At 69.7% G+C, this 16,245-nt stretch carries 17 protein-coding genes and 1 pseudogene; 8 read left to right on the forward strand and 10 right to left on the reverse strand.

Annotated features, from left to right (window positions below; genetic code table 11):
- The first annotated feature begins 45 nt into the window (after window positions 1-45).
- Together ASG71_RS03300 and ASG71_RS03305 are read left to right on the forward strand one after the other, a co-directional pair.
- The gene (locus ASG71_RS03300) at window positions 46-546 is read left to right on the forward strand and encodes a DUF456 domain-containing protein (RefSeq protein WP_056737029.1); all 501 of its coding nucleotides are present in this window, start codon (window positions 46-48) and stop codon (window positions 544-546) included.
- Window positions 547-598: 52 nt separating this feature from the next.
- Window positions 599-1,564, forward strand: coding sequence for a hypothetical protein (locus tag ASG71_RS03305; RefSeq protein ID WP_056737031.1), 966 nt, complete (start codon window positions 599-601; stop codon window positions 1,562-1,564).
- A 25-nt stretch (window positions 1,565-1,589) separates the two neighbouring features.
- Here the strand turns inward: ASG71_RS03305 and ASG71_RS03310 are convergent, their stop codons facing one another.
- Window positions 1,590-2,246 (reverse strand): LysE family translocator, encoded by a 657-nt coding sequence (locus ASG71_RS03310; RefSeq protein ID WP_056737033.1) that lies wholly within the window; start codon window positions 2,244-2,246, stop codon window positions 1,590-1,592.
- Window positions 2,247-2,352: 106 nt separating this feature from the next.
- Between ASG71_RS03310 and ASG71_RS03315 the strand changes: the two genes are divergently transcribed.
- Window positions 2,353-2,808, forward strand: a complete 456-nt coding sequence (locus ASG71_RS03315; protein WP_082574786.1) for an Lrp/AsnC family transcriptional regulator — start codon at window positions 2,353-2,355, stop codon at window positions 2,806-2,808.
- Between the two features lie 34 nt (window positions 2,809-2,842).
- Here the strand turns inward: ASG71_RS03315 and ASG71_RS03320 are convergent, their stop codons facing one another.
- The gene (locus tag ASG71_RS03320) at window positions 2,843-3,301 is read right to left on the reverse strand and encodes an Lrp/AsnC family transcriptional regulator (RefSeq protein WP_200947921.1); all 459 of its coding nucleotides are present in this window, start codon (window positions 3,299-3,301) and stop codon (window positions 2,843-2,845) included.
- A 327-nt stretch (window positions 3,302-3,628) separates the two neighbouring features.
- Here ASG71_RS03320 and gluQRS point away from each other — a divergent pair, with 327 nt between their 5' ends.
- Together gluQRS and ASG71_RS03330 are read left to right on the forward strand one after the other, a co-directional pair.
- The gene (gluQRS, locus tag ASG71_RS03325) at window positions 3,629-4,525 is read left to right on the forward strand and encodes a tRNA glutamyl-Q(34) synthetase GluQRS (RefSeq protein ID WP_056737040.1); all 897 of its coding nucleotides are present in this window, start codon (window positions 3,629-3,631) and stop codon (window positions 4,523-4,525) included.
- A gap of 9 nt (window positions 4,526-4,534) precedes the next feature.
- On the forward strand, window positions 4,535-5,131 hold the full coding sequence (locus tag ASG71_RS03330) for an HD domain-containing protein (protein ID WP_056737042.1): 597 nt from the start codon (window positions 4,535-4,537) through the stop codon (window positions 5,129-5,131).
- On the opposite strand, the gene ASG71_RS03335 is transcribed toward ASG71_RS03330, so the two are convergent.
- From ASG71_RS03335 to ASG71_RS03345, 3 genes are all read right to left on the reverse strand, one after another.
- Window positions 5,128-6,453: an ATP-binding protein gene (locus tag ASG71_RS03335; protein WP_056737044.1), complete on the reverse strand. Its 1,326-nt coding sequence runs from the start codon at window positions 6,451-6,453 to the stop codon at window positions 5,128-5,130. The two genes, ASG71_RS03330 and ASG71_RS03335, sit on opposite strands and share 4 nt — an antisense overlap.
- A gap of 241 nt (window positions 6,454-6,694) precedes the next feature.
- On the reverse strand, window positions 6,695-7,294 hold the full coding sequence (locus ASG71_RS03340; RefSeq protein WP_056737046.1) for a DUF305 domain-containing protein: 600 nt from the start codon (window positions 7,292-7,294) through the stop codon (window positions 6,695-6,697).
- A gap of 105 nt (window positions 7,295-7,399) precedes the next feature.
- Window positions 7,400-7,819 carry a DUF6153 family protein gene (locus ASG71_RS03345; protein ID WP_157366165.1) on the reverse strand — a complete coding sequence of 140 codons (420 nt, stop codon included), beginning with the start codon at window positions 7,817-7,819 and terminating at the stop codon, window positions 7,400-7,402.
- 137 nt (window positions 7,820-7,956) lie between these two features.
- On the opposite strand from ASG71_RS03345, the gene ASG71_RS03350 reads away from it, so the two are divergent.
- Both ASG71_RS03350 and ASG71_RS03355 read left to right on the forward strand, forming a co-directional pair.
- Window positions 7,957-8,292 carry an ArsR/SmtB family transcription factor gene (locus tag ASG71_RS03350; protein ID WP_056737051.1) on the forward strand — a complete coding sequence of 112 codons (336 nt, stop codon included), beginning with the start codon at window positions 7,957-7,959 and terminating at the stop codon, window positions 8,290-8,292.
- Window positions 8,289-9,431 carry a cation diffusion facilitator family transporter gene (locus tag ASG71_RS03355; protein WP_082574788.1) on the forward strand — a complete coding sequence of 381 codons (1,143 nt, stop codon included), beginning with the start codon at window positions 8,289-8,291 and terminating at the stop codon, window positions 9,429-9,431. Before ASG71_RS03350 ends, ASG71_RS03355 begins: the two co-directional genes overlap by 4 nt.
- Window positions 9,432-9,444: 13 nt before the next feature.
- On the opposite strand, the gene ASG71_RS03360 is transcribed toward ASG71_RS03355, so the two are convergent.
- The 4 genes and pseudogenes from ASG71_RS03360 to ASG71_RS03375 form a co-directional block, all read right to left on the reverse strand.
- Window positions 9,445-10,413: an L-lactate dehydrogenase gene (locus ASG71_RS03360; RefSeq protein WP_056737053.1), complete on the reverse strand. Its 969-nt coding sequence runs from the start codon at window positions 10,411-10,413 to the stop codon at window positions 9,445-9,447.
- 9 nt (window positions 10,414-10,422) lie between these two features.
- The gene (locus ASG71_RS03365; RefSeq protein WP_056737055.1) at window positions 10,423-11,166 is read right to left on the reverse strand and encodes an SDR family oxidoreductase; all 744 of its coding nucleotides are present in this window, start codon (window positions 11,164-11,166) and stop codon (window positions 10,423-10,425) included.
- Between the two features lie 159 nt (window positions 11,167-11,325).
- Window positions 11,326-11,943 (reverse strand): uracil-DNA glycosylase, encoded by a 618-nt coding sequence (locus ASG71_RS03370; protein WP_056737057.1) that lies wholly within the window; start codon window positions 11,941-11,943, stop codon window positions 11,326-11,328.
- 392 nt (window positions 11,944-12,335) lie between these two features.
- Window positions 12,336-13,746 (reverse strand): annotated as a pseudogene (locus tag ASG71_RS03375) (HNH endonuclease).
- A 135-nt stretch (window positions 13,747-13,881) separates the two neighbouring features.
- Here ASG71_RS03375 and ASG71_RS03380 point away from each other — a divergent pair.
- Complete coding sequence (locus tag ASG71_RS03380; RefSeq protein WP_056737059.1) at window positions 13,882-14,442, forward strand: hypothetical protein; 561 nt, start codon at window positions 13,882-13,884, stop codon at window positions 14,440-14,442.
- Between the two features lie 13 nt (window positions 14,443-14,455).
- On the opposite strand, the gene ASG71_RS03385 is transcribed toward ASG71_RS03380, so the two are convergent.
- Window positions 14,456-15,976: an amidohydrolase gene (locus ASG71_RS03385; protein ID WP_056737061.1), complete on the reverse strand. Its 1,521-nt coding sequence runs from the start codon at window positions 15,974-15,976 to the stop codon at window positions 14,456-14,458.
- Between the last annotated feature and the right edge of the window lie 269 nt (window positions 15,977-16,245).

Raw genomic sequence — 16,245 nt, forward strand, 5'->3', positions numbered from 1 at the left:
GCGCCGCAGCCGCGGCAGCACCCGGGCCGGCCATAGACTGGGGCGGTGAACCCCGAAACCGTTGTAACGGTCCTTTGCGGCCTGGCGATCCTGGTCGGCATTGCCGGCATCATCATTCCGGTGCTGCCCGGCAGCATCCTGATCGCCCTGAGCCTGCTGGCCTGGGCGCTGTGGGGCGGTGCGGGGACGACGGGCTGGGTGGTGTTCGGCGTCGGCCTGGCCTTGGTCCTGGCCGGAATGGCTGCCAGCGCGGTGCTGACCGGCCGGAAGCTCAAGCAGCACAGCATCCCCAGCCGTTCCGTCGTCACGGCGCTGGTGTTCGGCGTCGTGGGGATGTTCCTCATCCCGGTGGTGGGGCTCTTCGTCGGTTTCGCGGCCGGTCTGCTGCTCAGTGAGCTCCACCGCACCCGTGCCTGGCGCCCCGCGCTGGTGTCCAGCGCGGCCGCGCTGAAAGCGACCGGCCTCGGCATGGTCGCAGAGTTCGGGCTGGCCTGCCTCGCCGCCAGCACCTGGGTGATCGGCGTCTGGGTGGCGGCGGCCAGTTAGCCCCTCCGCCGGCGTCCACCGGCGTCCACCGGCGCACTACTAGCATGGAAGGATGAGCGCCGGACAGTCCTCAGGACCCATCTATCGCGATATCCGCGACCTCACCCCGTACGGCGGCGCGCAGGTCCGGACGCCGGTGCGGGACATCGCAGACGGTGTCGGAAGCGTCCTGCACGCGGCCCTTGGCGGCCGGGACGGCGGGGCGCTCAGCGTGGACGGCACCATCCCCCGGCTCAGGCGGATGCCCGGGAAGGCGGCGAAGGCAGTGTACGAGGCGGCCTTCCATAACACCGACCCCAACCGGCTGATTACGCTGGGCCGCGCCCATCCCGGGTGGACCGGGCTTTGCTATGTTCTGGCCGGGCTCCTGGCGCACAAACAAGGCGGCTACCTGCGCGCCTCGGAGCTGCTCCAGCGGGGACTCACCACCGGGAACGACGACGACGCCAACCAGTTCGCATCCGCCTATCTGACCCGTGTGGTCACCCGGGTCGAAGTAGCCGAGCGCGTCGAGGTTCCGGTTCTCTTCAGCCAGGAAGCGGTGTTCCTGGCGCTTTCGCACTCCCTGCGGGAGACGGGCCAGCTTGAAGCAGCACTGCAAACCGTACTCTCGCTTCCCCCGTCGCTGCCCGCGGCCCTGGCACGCTGTTCTGTGGCATTCGCGCTGGGCCGGGACAAGGAAGTGACGGTCTGGACCGAGGGGCTGCTGAACTCCGACGACCTCTCGGCCGCACTGCTGCTGATCCGCGCCCGGTCGCTACGCCGCCTCGGCGCGGCTGCGGCTTCCCAGGTGGCGCTTAAGGAGGTCCTCCGCCGGCGAAAGACCCATTTTGCGCTCCGGAATGACGCCCTGACGGACCGCGCCTTGCTGCTCCTGGAGAACGGCCGCAAATCACTGAATCCCCGGGACTGGCTGCGTGGCCGGCAGGCTCAGCTCGAAACCTTCGAGGTCATCCGCAAAGACGTGGAAGAACGCAGGCTCTGGGAGCAGGAATGGAAGCAGTTGAATCGGGAATGATCCCGGCCTGGCGGAGGCCGCAGGGCTAGTGTCGGGCGATCTCCGCGGCCAGCGGCACGACCTGCTCGGCCAGCAACGCCAGGCCGAGGGCCATCATGATGATGCCGCTGGCCAGCGTCACCCGGCGCGCGGCGCCGGGACGGGTCTGCAGGAGCCTGCGCGCCAGCAGGGCGACGACGGTGTAGACGACGGCCACCAGCAGCACGAACGTCAGGCCCAGCAGCCCGGACTGGACAGGGACTGACAGGGCGGCGTTCGGGCTGACGAATTGCGGGACCAAGGCGACGAAGAAGAGCAGGCCCTTGGGGTTGATCCCGCTGGTACCCATGCCCTGCAGGAAGATCCGGAGCTGGCTGGCCTGGCCCGCTGTCCCGCTGCCGGTATCCGTCCCGAAGCTGGCCCCGCGCCAGGACCGCACCGTGGTGAGGCCCAGCCACAGCAGGTAGCCGGCGCCGGCGATCGTGAGCCAGCCGAGCAGGCCAGGCAGCGCGGTGATCACGGCTGCCAGCCCTGCCGCCAACAGGAGGGTGTGGACCACGTAGCCTCCGCACAGGCCCGCCACGGCCGGGACGAAGCTGCGTTCTCGCAGCCCGGCGGCAATCGAGTAGGCCCAGTCCACGCCGGGGGTGCAGGCCAGGGCCACCGCGACGGCGGTGAAAGCGGCGAAAAGCTGCGGGTCCAGGGGAGTCTCCTATCGGTGCGGTCCTTCAGGACAAGCCTAGGAATTTTCGGCCGGAAGGTGCTCCCCTTTTTCGCCCTTATCGCCACGCTGAGGGTAAGATTCTTGCGTGATCGACCACATCGACAGAAATATCTTGCGGCACCTCCGGGATGACGGGCGGATGACCGCGACGGCCCTCGCCGCGAAGGTGGGCCTGACCGTGGCGCCCTGCCACCGGCGGCTCCGCGAACTCGAGTCGGCAGGGGTGATCCGCGGCTACCGCGCGGACATCGACCCGGCCGCCGTCGGGCTCGGTTTCGAGGCGATCGTCTTCGTGACGCTGCGGCAGGTGGACCGGGCGACCATGGAGATCTTCGAGAACCGCGTGGCCGAGAACCCCAATATCGTGGAGGCGCAGCGACTGTTTGGTGAGCCGGACTACCTGCTCAAGGTGATCGCCGAGGACCTTCCGGCCTACCAGCGGTTCTACGATGCCGAGCTGACGTCCCTGCCCGGCGTCGAACGGCTGACCTCGACGCTGGTCATGAAAAACCTGAAGGCCAACACCGGGCCTCCGGTCTAAGCCCCCGGGCAGCCGCCCAGCAGGCCGCCGCCGGTCAGCCGCCCAGTAAGCCGGTAGTCCGGTAGGGGATGACCTCGCGCAGGAACATGCTCGTGGACGTCCGCGCAATGCCCGGACACAGCCGGATTTCCTCCGAGACCCGGTAGAGATCGTCCGGGCTGGTGGCCACGACCCGGATCAGCAGGTCCGTGTCGCCGGCGGGGGCGTGGCACTCCAGCACTTCCGGGATGTTGCGCAGCGCCTCAATCGCTTCGTTGAGGTGGCTCTGGTCCAGTTCGGCGCTGACCGCCGCCGCCACCCCCCGCCCGAGCGCCGCGGGCAGCACTCGGCTGCTGTGGGGCCGCAGCGCGCCCGACGCCGTCATCCGTTCCATGCGGGACTGGACGGTGCCCCGGGCCAGGCCGAGCCGCTGGGCCAGCACCATGACCGGCAGCCGCGGGTCGGCGTCCAAGGCCAGGAGGATTCGGCGGTCCGTCGCATCAAGCTGCTGCAATCTGATCACTTCCTGTCAGGAGACTGCACTGCAACTGGTCAGTCTGACTATCCGATGCGGTGCCCGTTGCACCAACTGTAGGGCCGATGCTCAAATGGTGACAACATCGGCCGCCAGCCACCGCCGGCAGCCGCAGGCTACGGACCACCCGGCACACCACCCGGACTCCCGACCAGGCCTCCCGCAAGGAGCCCGCCGCTGACTGACTCTTGTTCACGCATCGTCATTCCGCACCCTTACGGCAGGAGCCCCTGAGCCCCCGACGTCGGATTTCCGAAGTCATCGGTGGCTGAGGGGCTCCTGCGTTTCCCGGCATAGGCTGGTGCCATGACTTCAGCCGGACGCTTCGCCCCCAGCCCCTCCGGCGAACTGCACGTGGGCAACCTTCGGACCGCGATCCTCGCCTGGCTCTTCGCCCGGTCCACCGGCCGGCGCTTCCTGCTGCGGGTGGAAGACCTGGACCGTGCCCGGGCCGGTGCCGAGGCGGAGCAGCTCCGGGACCTGGCGGCGGTGGGCGTGACCTGGGACGGCGACGTCGTCCGCCAGACCGACCGCGACCACCTCTATGCGGAGGCGCTCGCGCAGCTCACCGCGGCCGGGATGACCTATGAGTGTTTCTGCACGCGCCGTGAAATCCAGGACGCCCCCACCGCCCCGCACGCCCCGCAGGGCGCCTACCCGGGCACGTGCCGCAACCTCAGCGCCGCCGAACGCGAGGATAAGCGGCGCCTCCGCCCGGCCGCCATTCGGCTCCGGGCCGCCGCCACCCAGGCCACGGTCCAGGATGTGCTCCACGGCAGCTTCACGGGGGTGGTGGACGACTTCGTCCTGCGCCGCAACGACGGGGTCACCGCCTACAACCTTGCGGTCGTCGTCGACGATGCCGCCCAGGGCGTAGACCAGGTGGTCCGGGGCGACGACTTGCTGCCCTCCACGCCCCGGCAGGCCTACCTTGCCTCGCTCTTGAATATTCCCGTTCCGGAATATGCGCATGTGCCCCTGGTGGTGAATGCGGCCGGTGCGCGGCTCGCCAAGCGCGACGGCGCCGTCACGCTCGGTGACCTCGCCGCCGCCGGCATCGGTGCCGACCGGGTGCGCGATGCGTTGCTGGCGTCGGTCGGCCTGCCGCCGGGTGCCCTGGCGGAGGCGCTGGACGCCTTCGACCCGGCTGCCCTGCCGCGGAAGCCGTGGGTGTGGCCCGGCCTGGCGGCTGACGGCCAGTAGGCTGGAGGTATGCCCGAGCCAACGCCCGACCAGCCCCGCTTTACCGTCGACACGGCCAAAGTCCTCGCCGAAGTGGCCCACGACCGGCAAAAGGACAAGCTCAAGCGGCCCTACAGGGAGCACGTGCTCGCGGTCGGCGATGCACTGGAAGGCTTTGATGAGGACATCCGGATCGCCGGCTACCTGCATGACATCGCGGAGGACACCCCGATGACGCGCCAGGCGCTGCTGGACATGGGCGTTTCCGAACGGACCGTCGGCATCATTGAGCGGGTCACCCGGCGCCTTCACGAGTATCCGGACGACTATCCGGCCGGCACCCGCATCATTGCGGAGGACCGCGACGCCGCGCTGGTCGAGATTGCCCACAACGCGCACCTCTCCCTGCCCGAGCGGCTGCAGGCCCTGGCGGAAAAGTGGCCGGACAAGCCGCCGGTGACCCGCTACGCCGACGCCCGCCCGGTCCTCTACGCAGCGGTCCCGGTGGAGGAGACCCGCAAGATCCTCGCCCGGGTCAACCCGTGGCTACTGGAAGAACTCGACGCGCAGCTCGACGAGGCTGACGACACCGACTACGAGACCCTGCGCTACGACGAGGCGGACTAGACGCGGCCCAGCAGGTCGATGTCCTCAAGGAACTCCTGCTGCACTTCGGCGCTGACCGTGGTCCGGGTGTCGGCGATCGCGTCGAGGTAGTCCTGCGTCCCCGGTCCCTTGCGGGCCGCTTCCCGCACCGACGCGGAGTCCCCGGCGACCGCGCCGCCGTCGCTGTCCATGCCGTACACGGCGTTTTCCAGCGCCCGCTGGGAGGCGCTGCGCGCGGCGTACTCGATGTCGGCGGGCGAGAACCCGTCGGTCCGGTCCACCAGCAGCTCGATGTCGACGTCGTCCACCACCGCGGCGGGGATGAAGCGCTGCCACATCGCCTCGCGCGCCAGCCGGTCCGGCAGGCCGATCGGGATGACATAGTCGAACCGGCCGTGGCGCAGGAACGCCGAATCCAGGGCGCGGATGAAGTTGGTGGCGCAGACCAGCAGCCGGCCCGGCTGCTCCCGGAACGCCGGAATGATTTTCAGGAGTTCGTTCGTGACGCCCTGCAGCGGCGATGGCGGGTCACCGGCCCGCTGCGAGGCGATCTCCTCCACCTCGTCGATAAAGACGACGGCGTGTTCCAGTTCGGCGATTTCCAGGAACGTCTCGCGCAGGGCGCCGGCCAGGCCGAGCGGATCGGCGGCGAGCCGGGAGGGGAACACTTCGACGAAGGGCCACTCAAGCCGGGAGGCGATTGCCTTGGCGAACGTCGTCTTGCCGGTGCCGGGCGGGCCGAACAGCACCACGGCGCGCGGCGGCACCACGCCGTATTCGTCGGCGAGGTCGGCCTCGGCCAGCGGCAGGACCAGGCGGCGTTCCAGGAGTTCCTTCTCGTGGCGCATGCCGGCTACGTTTTCCCAGAGGTCGCGGGCCAGGATGCGGCCGCCGAGCTGGCTCAGCGGTTCTAGTTCCTGGCGCTGGACGGGGATCCTGCGTTCGAAGTAGCGCAGGTTTTTCTTCAACACGAAGCCCCGGCTCAGGAAGGCCTCGACCCGGGTCTCGGATTCCGGCATGAGCGCGGAAAGCTTGTTCAGCCCGTGCGGCGCCATCCGGTTTTCGACGGCGGCCAGCAGCGATGAGCCGATCCCGCGGCCGCGGAATTCCGGGAGGGTGGCCAGGAAGACGATCCAGCCCTGGTCGTGGGCGGCGCGGCCGACCGCCGCCCCGACCACCTGCTCGCCCAGCACCGCAACCACGGCATGGTCCTTTTCGCACGAGGCAAGGACCTCGGAGAGCGCGTAGACCGGCTCCACATTCGTGGCCTTGAGCGTCTCCCACAGGTGCAGGATCCCGTCCAGGTCAGCCGAATGGAAATCCCTGATCCGCCAGTTGGTCATGAGGTGTCTCCCGGGTGGTTCGTCGTTGAGCCAGGCGTTACTGCTACTTCCGAGCTTAGGCGAACCGGTCCGCGCCGGAGGCCCCGGTGGCTTGCGTTACGCCGCCCCCACCTGAGCGCGAACGGACATTTGACGCCCGGGCCTGGGCGCGAACGGACACTTGACGCCCGGGCCTGGGCGCGAACGGACACTTGAGGCCCCGAGCTGTGGGCGGTTTAGGGCCTCAAGTGTACGTTCGGCCTCAGCGGAGGGGGTAGAGCCCGGCGAGCAGCTCCTTCATTTCCTTGATCTCGTCGGTCTGCGAGGCGGCGACGTCCTTGGCCAGGCCGACCGCTTCCGGGTCCTTGCCGCCGCGGACTTCCGCGTTGGCCATCTCGACGGCACCTTCGTGGTGGGTGATCATCTGGTTCAGGAACAGTTTGCTTGCCTCGGTCCCCGTAGCTGCCTCAAGCTTCTTGAGGTCGTCCTCGCCCAGCATCCCGGACATGACGTGGCCGCCGGGCATCTCCACGGGTTCGCCCCAGCCCTTGAGCCAGCCGGTCATCCGGTCAATCTCCGGGCCCTGGGCGGCTTTGATCCGGCCGGCCAGGGCGGTCACCTTCGCGTCGGTGCCCTGCTTCTTGAGCATCATGTCGCTCATCTCGATGGCCTGGGCGTGGTGGGGGATCATTCCCTGGGCGAACATCGTGTCCGTCCCGTTGTGATCGGCGGCTGCGGCGGAGGTGCTCGTGCCCATGGTGCTGTGGTCCATGGAGGACGTTCCGCCGGTTCCGGCCGAGCAGCCGGCCAGGGCGATCAATGCGGCAACGGCGGCCGCGGGAAGAGTCAGTGCCTTGTTCATGGTTGTCCTTTGCGTAGTCCGGCCACGGGCCGGCGTCGGGCGGTGTGCAGCCAGTGGCGGTGCACGCCGGGGATGCGGGTGCCGGCGCAGGCCGGCCCGATCCCTTTACGTCCGACTGATGGACAGTTCCCCGGGCGTCGGCGTCGCGGGAAGGTAGGAGTAGCCGCTGTCCCGGGCCGTTCCGGGGGCGGACGGCCGCGGGGCGGAAAGCTGCGCCGATCCGGGAGGCGGTGCGCTCAGCGACGTGGCCGACGGGGCGGGGGTGCAGGCGGCGTGCGCGGAGTGGTGGTCGCCGCATCCTGCGCCGCAGGCGCACGACGGCGGGTCCGGAGTTTCGGGGGCGGCTGCCGGCCCGTGCTGCGGGGAGTGGTGGGAGGCTGCCGCGTGCGGTTCGGTCCCGTGCCCCGCGGCGGCGCCGAGGGGCGCGGCGAGAACGTGCATGCCGAAGATCCCGGCGAGGACGGCCACAACGGCGGCGAGTATTGCCGCGCGGCGCACTACCGTGGGCCGGAATATCGCGTCCACGTGCGTCCCCTTCCCTTGGCTTCGGCTTTTCAGGCTACCGGGTTCCAACGTTACGGACGGGCGGTGTGTTCCCGCCGGCCCGGGGCCAGCTGTGCGTGCGAGTTTGACGTGGGATCCGTATATGACATTATCTGCGTATGAATGCAGATACGCAGGTTGATGTCGACAGTCCCCATGTCGAACTCGCCGTCGAGGTCTTTTCCATGCTGGCCGACGCCACCCGTGTCCGCCTGATCCTGGCTCTCGGGGAGGGCGAACTGCCGGTCAACGCCTTGGCTAAACGCGTCGGCAAGCCAGCGTCTGCCGTATCCCAGCATCTGGCCAAAATGCGGCTCGGCGGCATGGTGGCCACCCGCCAGGAGGGCACCAAAGTCTTCTACCGGCTCCAGAACGACCACGCTCGGGAGCTCGTCATGGCCGCCGTCCACCAGGCCGAGCACGCGCTCGGCACCGCGCCGAGGCACAGCGCATGACCCGGCCCGACAACGCCTTCGGACAGACGCACGACCACGCGCACGAGGAGCATGACCATGGCCATGACCATGCGGATACCCACACCCATGGCCACGACCATGCACATCCCCACGCCCACGATCATGGACACGACCACACCCACTCCCACGGCCACGACCACGCCCACTCCCACGACCACACCCACGCACACGGCGGCGGCCTGAAGGGCTGGCTGCACGAGCTCTTCGTCCCGCACTCCCATGACGCCGCCGACTCGATCGACGAGGCGCTGGAGTCCAGTGCGCAGGGCATCCGCGCGGTGAAGGTCTCGCTGCTGGGCCTGGGCGCCACCTCGTTGTTCCAGCTGGCCATTGTTCTGGTCAGCGGTTCCGTGGCGCTGCTGGCCGACACCGTGCACAACTTCTCCGACGCCCTGACCGCGGTGCCGTTGTGGATCGCGTTCCTGCTGGGCCGGCGCAAGCCCACGCGCACCTACACCCACGGGTTCGGGCGGGCGGAGGACCTGGCCGGGCTCTTTATCGTGGCCATGATCGCCCTGTCCGCGGTCGTCGCGGCGGTGGAATCCATCCGGCGCTTCTTCGAACCGCAGCCCGTGCACAACCTGGGCTGGGTGCTGGCCGCCGGCGTCGTCGGCTTCGCGGGCAATGAGCTGGTGGCGATCTACCGGATCCGGGTCGGCCGGCGGATCGGGTCGGCGGCGCTGATCGCCGACGGCGTGCACGCCCGGACGGACGGCTTCACCTCGCTCGCCGTGGTGGCCGGCGTCATCGGCGTCTGGCTCGGCTTTCCGCTGGCGGACCCGATCGTCGGCCTGCTGATTTCGGTCGCCATCATGGTGCTGCTCTGGGGTACGGTGCGCGACGTCGGCCGGCGGCTCATGGACGGCGTCGATCCGCACCTGACGGGCGCCCTGGCCGCCGTCGTCCGCGAGCACGCGCCGGCGGGCGGCACCTCGCGGCTGCGCTGGTCCGGCCACCGGCTTCAGGCGGAGATCACGGTCCCGGTCAACCCGGAGGACCGGCAGGCCGAACTGGCGGCGCTCGCCGCGCGGCTGGAAGCCGGCGCCAGGACGGCCCTGCCGCACCTGGGGGCTGTGACGGTCGTGCCCGCCGTCGGGCCGCTCGCCCCGCCCTCCTAGCCCGTCGGGGGGGTCAGATCCCCAGGGAGGAAAGGCTTTGCCGGAGCGTCTCGGCGGAGTGGTGCAGGGAGGCGTGCTCGCCCTCATCCAGTGGCGTGTCCAGCACCGCGCGGACGCCGCCCCGCCCGACGACGCTGGGCAGCGACAGCGCGACCCCGTCAATCCCGTACTGCCCGGCCAGCACCGTTGAGACGGGCAGGACGGCCTTCTCATCCCGGAGCAGCGCCTCCACGATCCGGGCGCCGGAGAGCCCGATGGCGTAGTTCGTCGCCCCCTTGCCCGCGATCACCTTGTAGGCGGCCTGGGTCACCTCCCGGGCGGTCTCGGCGAGGTACCCGGAGGTGAAGAGGCGCCCGCCGTCGACGGTCCAGTCCCGGATCGGCACCGGACCGATCCGGGCGCCCGACCAGACCGGAAACTCGGTGTCCCCGTGCTCGCCGACCATGCTGGCATGGACGCTGCTCACCGACACTCCGGCCCGGTGCGCGAGCAGCCAGCGCAGCCGCGACGTGTCGAGCACCGTGCCGGAGGAGAACACCCGGCCCGCGGGCAGCCCGGTGATTTTCTGCGCCGCGACGGTCAGCACATCGCAGGGGTTCGTGACCAGCACGTAGACGGCGTCCGGGGCGTGGGCCAGCAGTTGCGGCATCAGCTGCTCGAGGATCCGGACGTTGGTTCCGGCCAGGTCCAGCCGGGTCTGGCCGGGTGCCTGCTTTGCCCCCGCGGTGATGACGACGACGTCGGCGCCTTCCGTAACGCTGATGTCACCGCCGCCGTCGACCGACGCCGCGGCCGCGGTGAACTGGGTGCCGTGGGCCAGATCGAGGACTTCGGCTTCGGCTTTTGCGGCATTCACGTCGAAAAGTGCGACGTGGCGGGCGGAGCCGCGGATCAGGGCGGCGTACGCCAGGGATGTCCCGACGCTGCCCGCCCCGACAATGGCGAGCCTGGAGCCTGAGGGGGCGGGCACGGGCTGTTCCATGGCGGGGAGTCAGCCGGCCGGCGTCTGGACGGTGCCGGCGGTTTCGCCGCCGTCGATGACGAATTCGGCACCCGTGACAAACGAGGACTCGTCTCCGGCCAGATAGACGGCAAGCTCGGCGATTTCCCGGGGCTGGCCGGTCCGGTGCAGCGCGACGTGGCCGGTATCGAAGGTCATGCCCTCCGTCATGGGCGTCTGGATGACGCCGGGGTGGACCGAGTTGACCCGGATGCCGTCCCGTCCGAGGTCGAGCGCTGCACTCTTGGTCAGGCCCCGCACGCCGAACTTGGAGGCGGTGTACCCGGCGAGGTTCTCATAGCCGCGGAGCCCGGCGATGGAGGAAACGTTGATGATCGAGGCGGCGCCTGCCCGGGCCAGGGCCGGGGCCGCCGCCTTGATGCCGTTGAAAACCCCGTTGAGGTTCACATCGATAATCCGGGCCCACTCCTCATGCGGGAACTCATCGATCCGGCCGAAATTCACAATGCCCGCGTTGTTGACCAGGACGGACAGTCCGCCGAAAGCGGCCACCGCCTCTCCGACCGCAGCTTCCCAGTCGGGCGGCCTGGTCACATCCAAATGCACATAGCGGATACCGTCACCAAGCTGTGCCGCCAACCGGGCGCCGTCGTCGTCGAGCACGTCCCCGGCGACGACCCGGGCGCCCTCCTCGAGGAAGCGCTGCGCCATCGCGGCGCCGATGCCGCGGGCAGCCCCGCTGATCAGGGCAACTTTGCCGTCCAGCCGTCCCATGCTGTCCCTCCCGAGGCGTGACCGTGGGCGCCGCTGCCGGCGGCGGCGGGCCAGCCGGTGCGGGCCAGCCATCCCAGCTTGGCCGCGGGCGGCGGCGCTGGGGAGGGCCGTAGGGCCCGGGGACGACGGCGGTCAGCCCCGGGGGAGGGCCGCCCGGGCCTAGAGGTGCTGGATGCCCGCCCGCTGCATGGCGTCCTTGTAGACGGCGATGTTCTTGGCCAGGAGCTCTTCCTGCTTGGCAGGTGAGACGGCGAAGGCGCGGCCGCCGAGCGCCGTGGCCTTGTAGATCTTCACGCCGCGGTTCTTCAGCGAGGAGTGGTAGGTCTTTTCGAAGAGCGTGAGGAACGCGTGGGCGTCCGCGCCGTGGGCGATGACCGCGGAAGTACGCCGGTTGATGTTCATGAACTGCCGGAACGGGCGCAGCCCGTCGGTCTTTTCCTGGACATTCAACGCGGACGGGAGCTCGGGGTCGCGCACCCAGGGGTACGCGTTCCACGGCATCACGTAGCGGGGGTCCAGCTCGGCGGCCTCGTAGATGGAGGTGGCGCGCCGGGCAGCGTCGTCTTCATTGAAATGCGACACGAAGCCGGATTCGCAGCCCTTCCCGGGCGCGATGTGAAGGCTGACAATGCGGCACTCATCCTCGTCATGGACAGGGTCGATGTAGGGGACGACGGACCCCGGCTTCTTCTCCATCAGTTCGTCGCACAGTTGCGTCACAGCCGCGATGTTCGGTTCCTGCAGCAGGGTCTTCTTTTCGTCCCAGTCAATCGTCACGATGTCTCCCTCAGCACTTGGCGTCCAGAATCAGGCGTCTTGTTCCACTCTACGCTTAGGTTCGGAGGACCCTCGGGGCCGGAAGGGGAAGAGTCCATGGACCCCTAGCTGACCGCGCCGCACCGGGCGTACGCTTAAAGCGCCTGCAGGTAACCACTTGATTAAGCCGGGCTGTTCAGGACATGAAAATGTCCGGGCCGTCTCATAGCGAGATCGCGAAGGTACCTGCAGGTCCTGTGTTTAAGGACCGCTTTGCGGAGCTTCCGCCTTCATATCGTTCGCGGCGCTCCATCAATGGAGGCGGAGTATCACGCAGACTTTCGGGCCCAGCATGGCCGGCTTCCTTTCGCGAACCTCGTCCAGGCGCGCAGTCCGCAAACCTAGTTCCAGGTTTACACAGCCGATGCAGCACTGACCCTGCCGAATCTCTGCACCTTCGCGAGGTGCCGAAGTTCCCTGCGGCGGGGCTCCGGTGTCGCCGATAACGCCGTCCCCGGCAGCGGCGGTGCGGTGGAGGAGTAGGTATGGCCGGTGGGCGTGGTCAGTTGGAGGGTGTGGCGGGGTCCTGGCCGTGGTTGGGCGCTCCGCCCGGGGTTTCCTTGGTGTGGTTGCAGGCTTCGCAGAGCCCGGCGCCGTTGGCGGCGGCGGTGGTCCCGCCGATATGTCAGGGGATGATGTGGTCCAGGTGGCGGATGGGGGCGTCACAGTACGGGGTGCGGCACGTGTCGTCGCGGGCCCGGATGAAGCGGCGGAGCCCGGCGGGGAAGATGCGGGCGCGGGAGTCCATGGCGGTGAGCTCACCGGTGGCGGGCGCGGTGTAGAGCCGTCGCAGCCAGACCGGGAAGGACGGGTTGCTGCCTACGCCGCCTCCGGAGCCGCCCGTTCCGCCGCTGACTGCGCCGTTTCCGGAGCCTTGGCCGCTGTCATCGTCCGGCCGTTCTCCCGTTCCGCGGGTGAGCAGGGTCCGCGCCCACCCGGCGGGAACGATGCCGTAGCCCGGGAGTCTCGCTGGTTCGCTGTCGGCCTGGAACAGGGTGCGGTCAGTCATGACGAGCTGGATGCTGATGCCGCTGATCCCGCCGGGAGTGCCGGTGGTGCGGTCGACGAGGGTGTCGGCCATCAGCTGGCCGCGGGTGCGGGGGTCACTGTCGGAGCGGGCGGCATCCGCAGCCCTGCTCAGTGCGGAGTAGGCGACAACGGCTTGGGGTGCGGGGAGCAGGGCGGTGAGGTAGCACATGGTGTCCGGTGCGGGGCGGATGCTGACGTGCCGTTCGGTCGCGGCGTGGGCGGCGCGCTCGGTGACGGTGCGGGGGTCGCGGCGGTAGGCGGCCGCCCTCGCGGCGGTGGTGATGGTGCGGTCGCCGGCGCCGTCGAAAGTCCCGGCGTCGGGCGCGAGTTCTTCGTCCACGGCGGTCCGGTCCGCGGCGGTGAGGCCTGCGGTCTCCCGGACCAGGAGCGTGACGCGCCATTCGTTCAGCTGCCCGGTTTCCAGGGCGGCGAAGGTGCGCGGCATCTCGGTCACCAGTGCCCGCGCGAGGCCCAGGAGGCGGGAGCCTTTGGCGGGGATTCCCGCCGGGCCAGTGCGATCTCGGCACCGACCCCGGCACCGAGCTTGTCCCCGGGTACCCCGGCGGCGGCCTGCTCCCGCCGTCGTACCAGGTCCAAGGCGACGGCCGGCCGGGCCTGCCGGGCCGACAGCGCAGACTTTTCATCCTCGAGAGCGCGGATCTCATCGACAATCGCCGCGGCGCTGGCCGGAGCCGGGATCCCGGCCAGGATCCGCGCGAGGTCAGCGACCCTCATTCCTGCCGTCGAAGCCACGTCGGGCCTTTGCTTGCCGTCCATGAACCCAGTCAACCAGGCACCTGTGACAATTAACGTGGCCCCGGAAGCCGCCTTCCGTAAGCCTTATGAATCCGCCCCGATCCCAAGGAACCCATGCCGATCAACAAACAATCGCTGAAGCAGGACGGCTTCACCGGTTTCCGGCCGATTGCGGAGCTGGAGATCAACCGCATCCCGCAAAAGCCCGGCATCTTCGCGGTGTTGCGCCCGGAGGGCGGCCCGCAGGGCGGCGAACAGGGCGGCGGGCACGGCGCCGCACCCCGCAGCGCGAAGCCGCAGTTCCTCGCCAAAAGCACGGCGGGCATCTTCAAGAAGAAGGATCCCACCCTGAAACCGGATGCGCTCGGGACCGAATGGGTCGACGGTGCCGACGTCCTCTATGTGGGCAAGGCGGGCCCGGGCAGCAAGGGAAACCGCGGGCTGCGCCGGCAGATCCAGGAGTTTGTCGACTTTGGCCGGGGTAAGCCGCCGGGCCACTGGGACGGCCGGCTGATCTGGCAGCTCGCCGACGCCAGAACGCTGAACATCGCGTGGAAGGAACTGCCCGTGGAGCAACTCGCCCCCGCCGAAGCCGGCTACCACGCCGCGTTTGCCGAGGAATACGGCAGGCTGCCGTTCGCCAATCTGGTCCAGGCCCGGGTGAAGGGCTCCTAGCCGGCGCGGCCGGTCAGAAGGACCGGTGCGTAAACCGCCCTGCCAGCAGCGTGGCCGCCACCGGCATGGCCGCAAACTCGGCGTCCGACACGGCCAGCGGGTCGGCGTCGAGCACGGCGACGTCGGCCGGATCGCCAACGCGGATCCCGCCCCGGCCGCGCGTGGACGCCGCGAGCGCCTCCCGACGGGTCAGGGCTTGTTCAGGATGCCACGGTTCCCGGCCGTCCCCGCGCGCCCGGGTGGTGGCGGCCGACATAGCCGTCCAGGGCTCCAGCGGTGCAACAGGAGCGTCCGAGCCGAGCGCCAGCGTCGCCCCGGCGTCGAGCAACGACCGCAGCGGAAATGCCCGCTCCGTCCGGCCGGCCCAGTTGGCATCGGCGGCGTCGCGGTCATCCAGTGCGTGGGCCGGCTGCACACTGGCGGTCAGGCCGAGCTCGCCGAAGCGCGCGAAGTCCTGCTCCCGGACAAACTGGGCATGCTCGATCCGTCCCCGGACCCCGGCGGACGCGAAGGCGTTCAGCGCCACCTCGTTCGCGCCGTCGCCGATTGCATGCACCGCCGGAAGGAACCCGGAGTCCCGGGCCGAGTTGAGCAGTTGCAGCAGTTCGTCCTCGCTGACCGTCAGCAGGCCCCGGCCGCCATGGGGATAGGGATCGACGCAGTACGCCGTGCGCGTGTTCAACGACCCGTCGATGAGGACCTTCAAAGGACCCACCCGCAGGAGGCCGCCGGTCTCCGCTACCGGCTGCCCGGTCCGCATCCCCTCGCCGACGGCGCGGTCAAGATCCTGGGGGTAGACGCCGGCGTCCACCCGGAAGGAGTCGAAGCCGGCCGCGGTCCGCCGCTGCCAGGTATCCCGGTTCCAGACCATCTCGAAATCGACTATGCCCACCACCCCTCGGGCGGCCGCGGCCCTGCCGGCGTCATGGACCATCCGGTCGACGGCGTCATCAGGCAGGCGCCCCAGCTCCCGGGTCAGATCGAAGGCCGCGTCCTCGCGGAGCAGGCCGTCCGCGCCGACCGCCACCCCGTGGCGCGCTGCCGCGGCGCTGTTGAGCCAGACGCAGTGCAGATCGTGGCTGATCAGGGCGGCCGGGACGCCCGCGGTGGCGCTGTCGAGCAGGTCGAGGCTTGGCGTGTCCGTCCAGACCGCGTCGCGGAAGCCAACGCCCACCACCGTGTGCCCGCCAGGCCCCACCGGGCGGCCGCGCTCAAGGTGGGACCGTACGACGGCGGCAGCCTCCCGGGCAGACGCGGCCCCGGACAGATCGATCCGGCCGGCGGTCAGGGCCCACTGTGTCATGTGCACGTGTTCGTCCCACAGCCCTGGAATGGCAAAGCGCCCGTCGAGGTCAATCACCTCGGGCGCCGGCCCGCCGGACTCCGCCACCAGCCGGGGCGTCGATCCGGACGGTGCGATTCCCGTGATGACCCCGTCCGCGATCGATACGTCGCAGGGGGCCGCTTCACCGGGCAACCGGGCGGCGGTGAGGACAAGCCGGGTACTGCCGGCGGGAGTGTCGGTCTTGGGCATAGGAACAGGCTAGGGCCGCGCCGCGGGGGCAGCAATTTGGGTCCCTCCAGTCACGCCCGGCCCTCCTTTCACCGCCCCGAGGGCCCCGCCGGGCACCAGGGACTTTCGTCCCTTTGCCCGCGTCCGACGGCGGGTCATTCTGGAAGTGGGGTGATTCCGGCATGGGTTTTGGGGGAGGAATCGCCTCGCAGGCAGTATCGGTCTCGCTAGGACCTGGGGTGAGGAAATGGCAGTTGCACTTTCCAGCTTGGGCAGGAAAGGCAGGAGGC

The sequence above is a fragment of the Arthrobacter sp. Soil763 genome, from assembly GCF_001428365.1.
Taxonomy (GTDB): domain Bacteria; phylum Actinomycetota; class Actinomycetes; order Actinomycetales; family Micrococcaceae; genus Arthrobacter.

What these genes read in the sequence shown, in the direction of transcription:
- ASG71_RS03305 (WP_056737031.1), top strand. Translation starts at nt 599, where the DNA reads ATGAGCGCCGGACAGTCCTCAGGACCCATCTATCGCGATATCCGCGAC.
- gluQRS (WP_056737040.1), top strand. Translation starts at nt 3,629, where the DNA reads ATGACTTCAGCCGGACGCTTCGCCCCCAGCCCCTCCGGCGAACTGCAC.
- ASG71_RS03330 (WP_056737042.1), top strand. Translation starts at nt 4,535, where the DNA reads ATGCCCGAGCCAACGCCCGACCAGCCCCGCTTTACCGTCGACACGGCC.
- ASG71_RS03335 (WP_056737044.1), bottom strand. Translation starts at nt 6,453, where the DNA reads ATGACCAACTGGCGGATCAGGGATTTCCATTCGGCTGACCTGGACGGG.
- ASG71_RS03340 (WP_056737046.1), bottom strand. Translation starts at nt 7,294, where the DNA reads ATGAACAAGGCACTGACTCTTCCCGCGGCCGCCGTTGCCGCATTGATC.
- ASG71_RS03350 (WP_056737051.1), top strand. Translation starts at nt 7,957, where the DNA reads ATGAATGCAGATACGCAGGTTGATGTCGACAGTCCCCATGTCGAACTC.
- ASG71_RS03355 (WP_082574788.1), top strand. Translation starts at nt 8,289, where the DNA reads ATGACCCGGCCCGACAACGCCTTCGGACAGACGCACGACCACGCGCAC.
- ASG71_RS03360 (WP_056737053.1), bottom strand. Translation starts at nt 10,413, where the DNA reads ATGGAACAGCCCGTGCCCGCCCCCTCAGGCTCCAGGCTCGCCATTGTC.
- ASG71_RS03365 (WP_056737055.1), bottom strand. Translation starts at nt 11,166, where the DNA reads ATGGGACGGCTGGACGGCAAAGTTGCCCTGATCAGCGGGGCTGCCCGC.
- ASG71_RS03380 (WP_056737059.1), top strand. Translation starts at nt 13,882, where the DNA reads ATGCCGATCAACAAACAATCGCTGAAGCAGGACGGCTTCACCGGTTTC.
- ASG71_RS03385 (WP_056737061.1), bottom strand. Translation starts at nt 15,976, where the DNA reads ATGCCCAAGACCGACACTCCCGCCGGCAGTACCCGGCTTGTCCTCACC.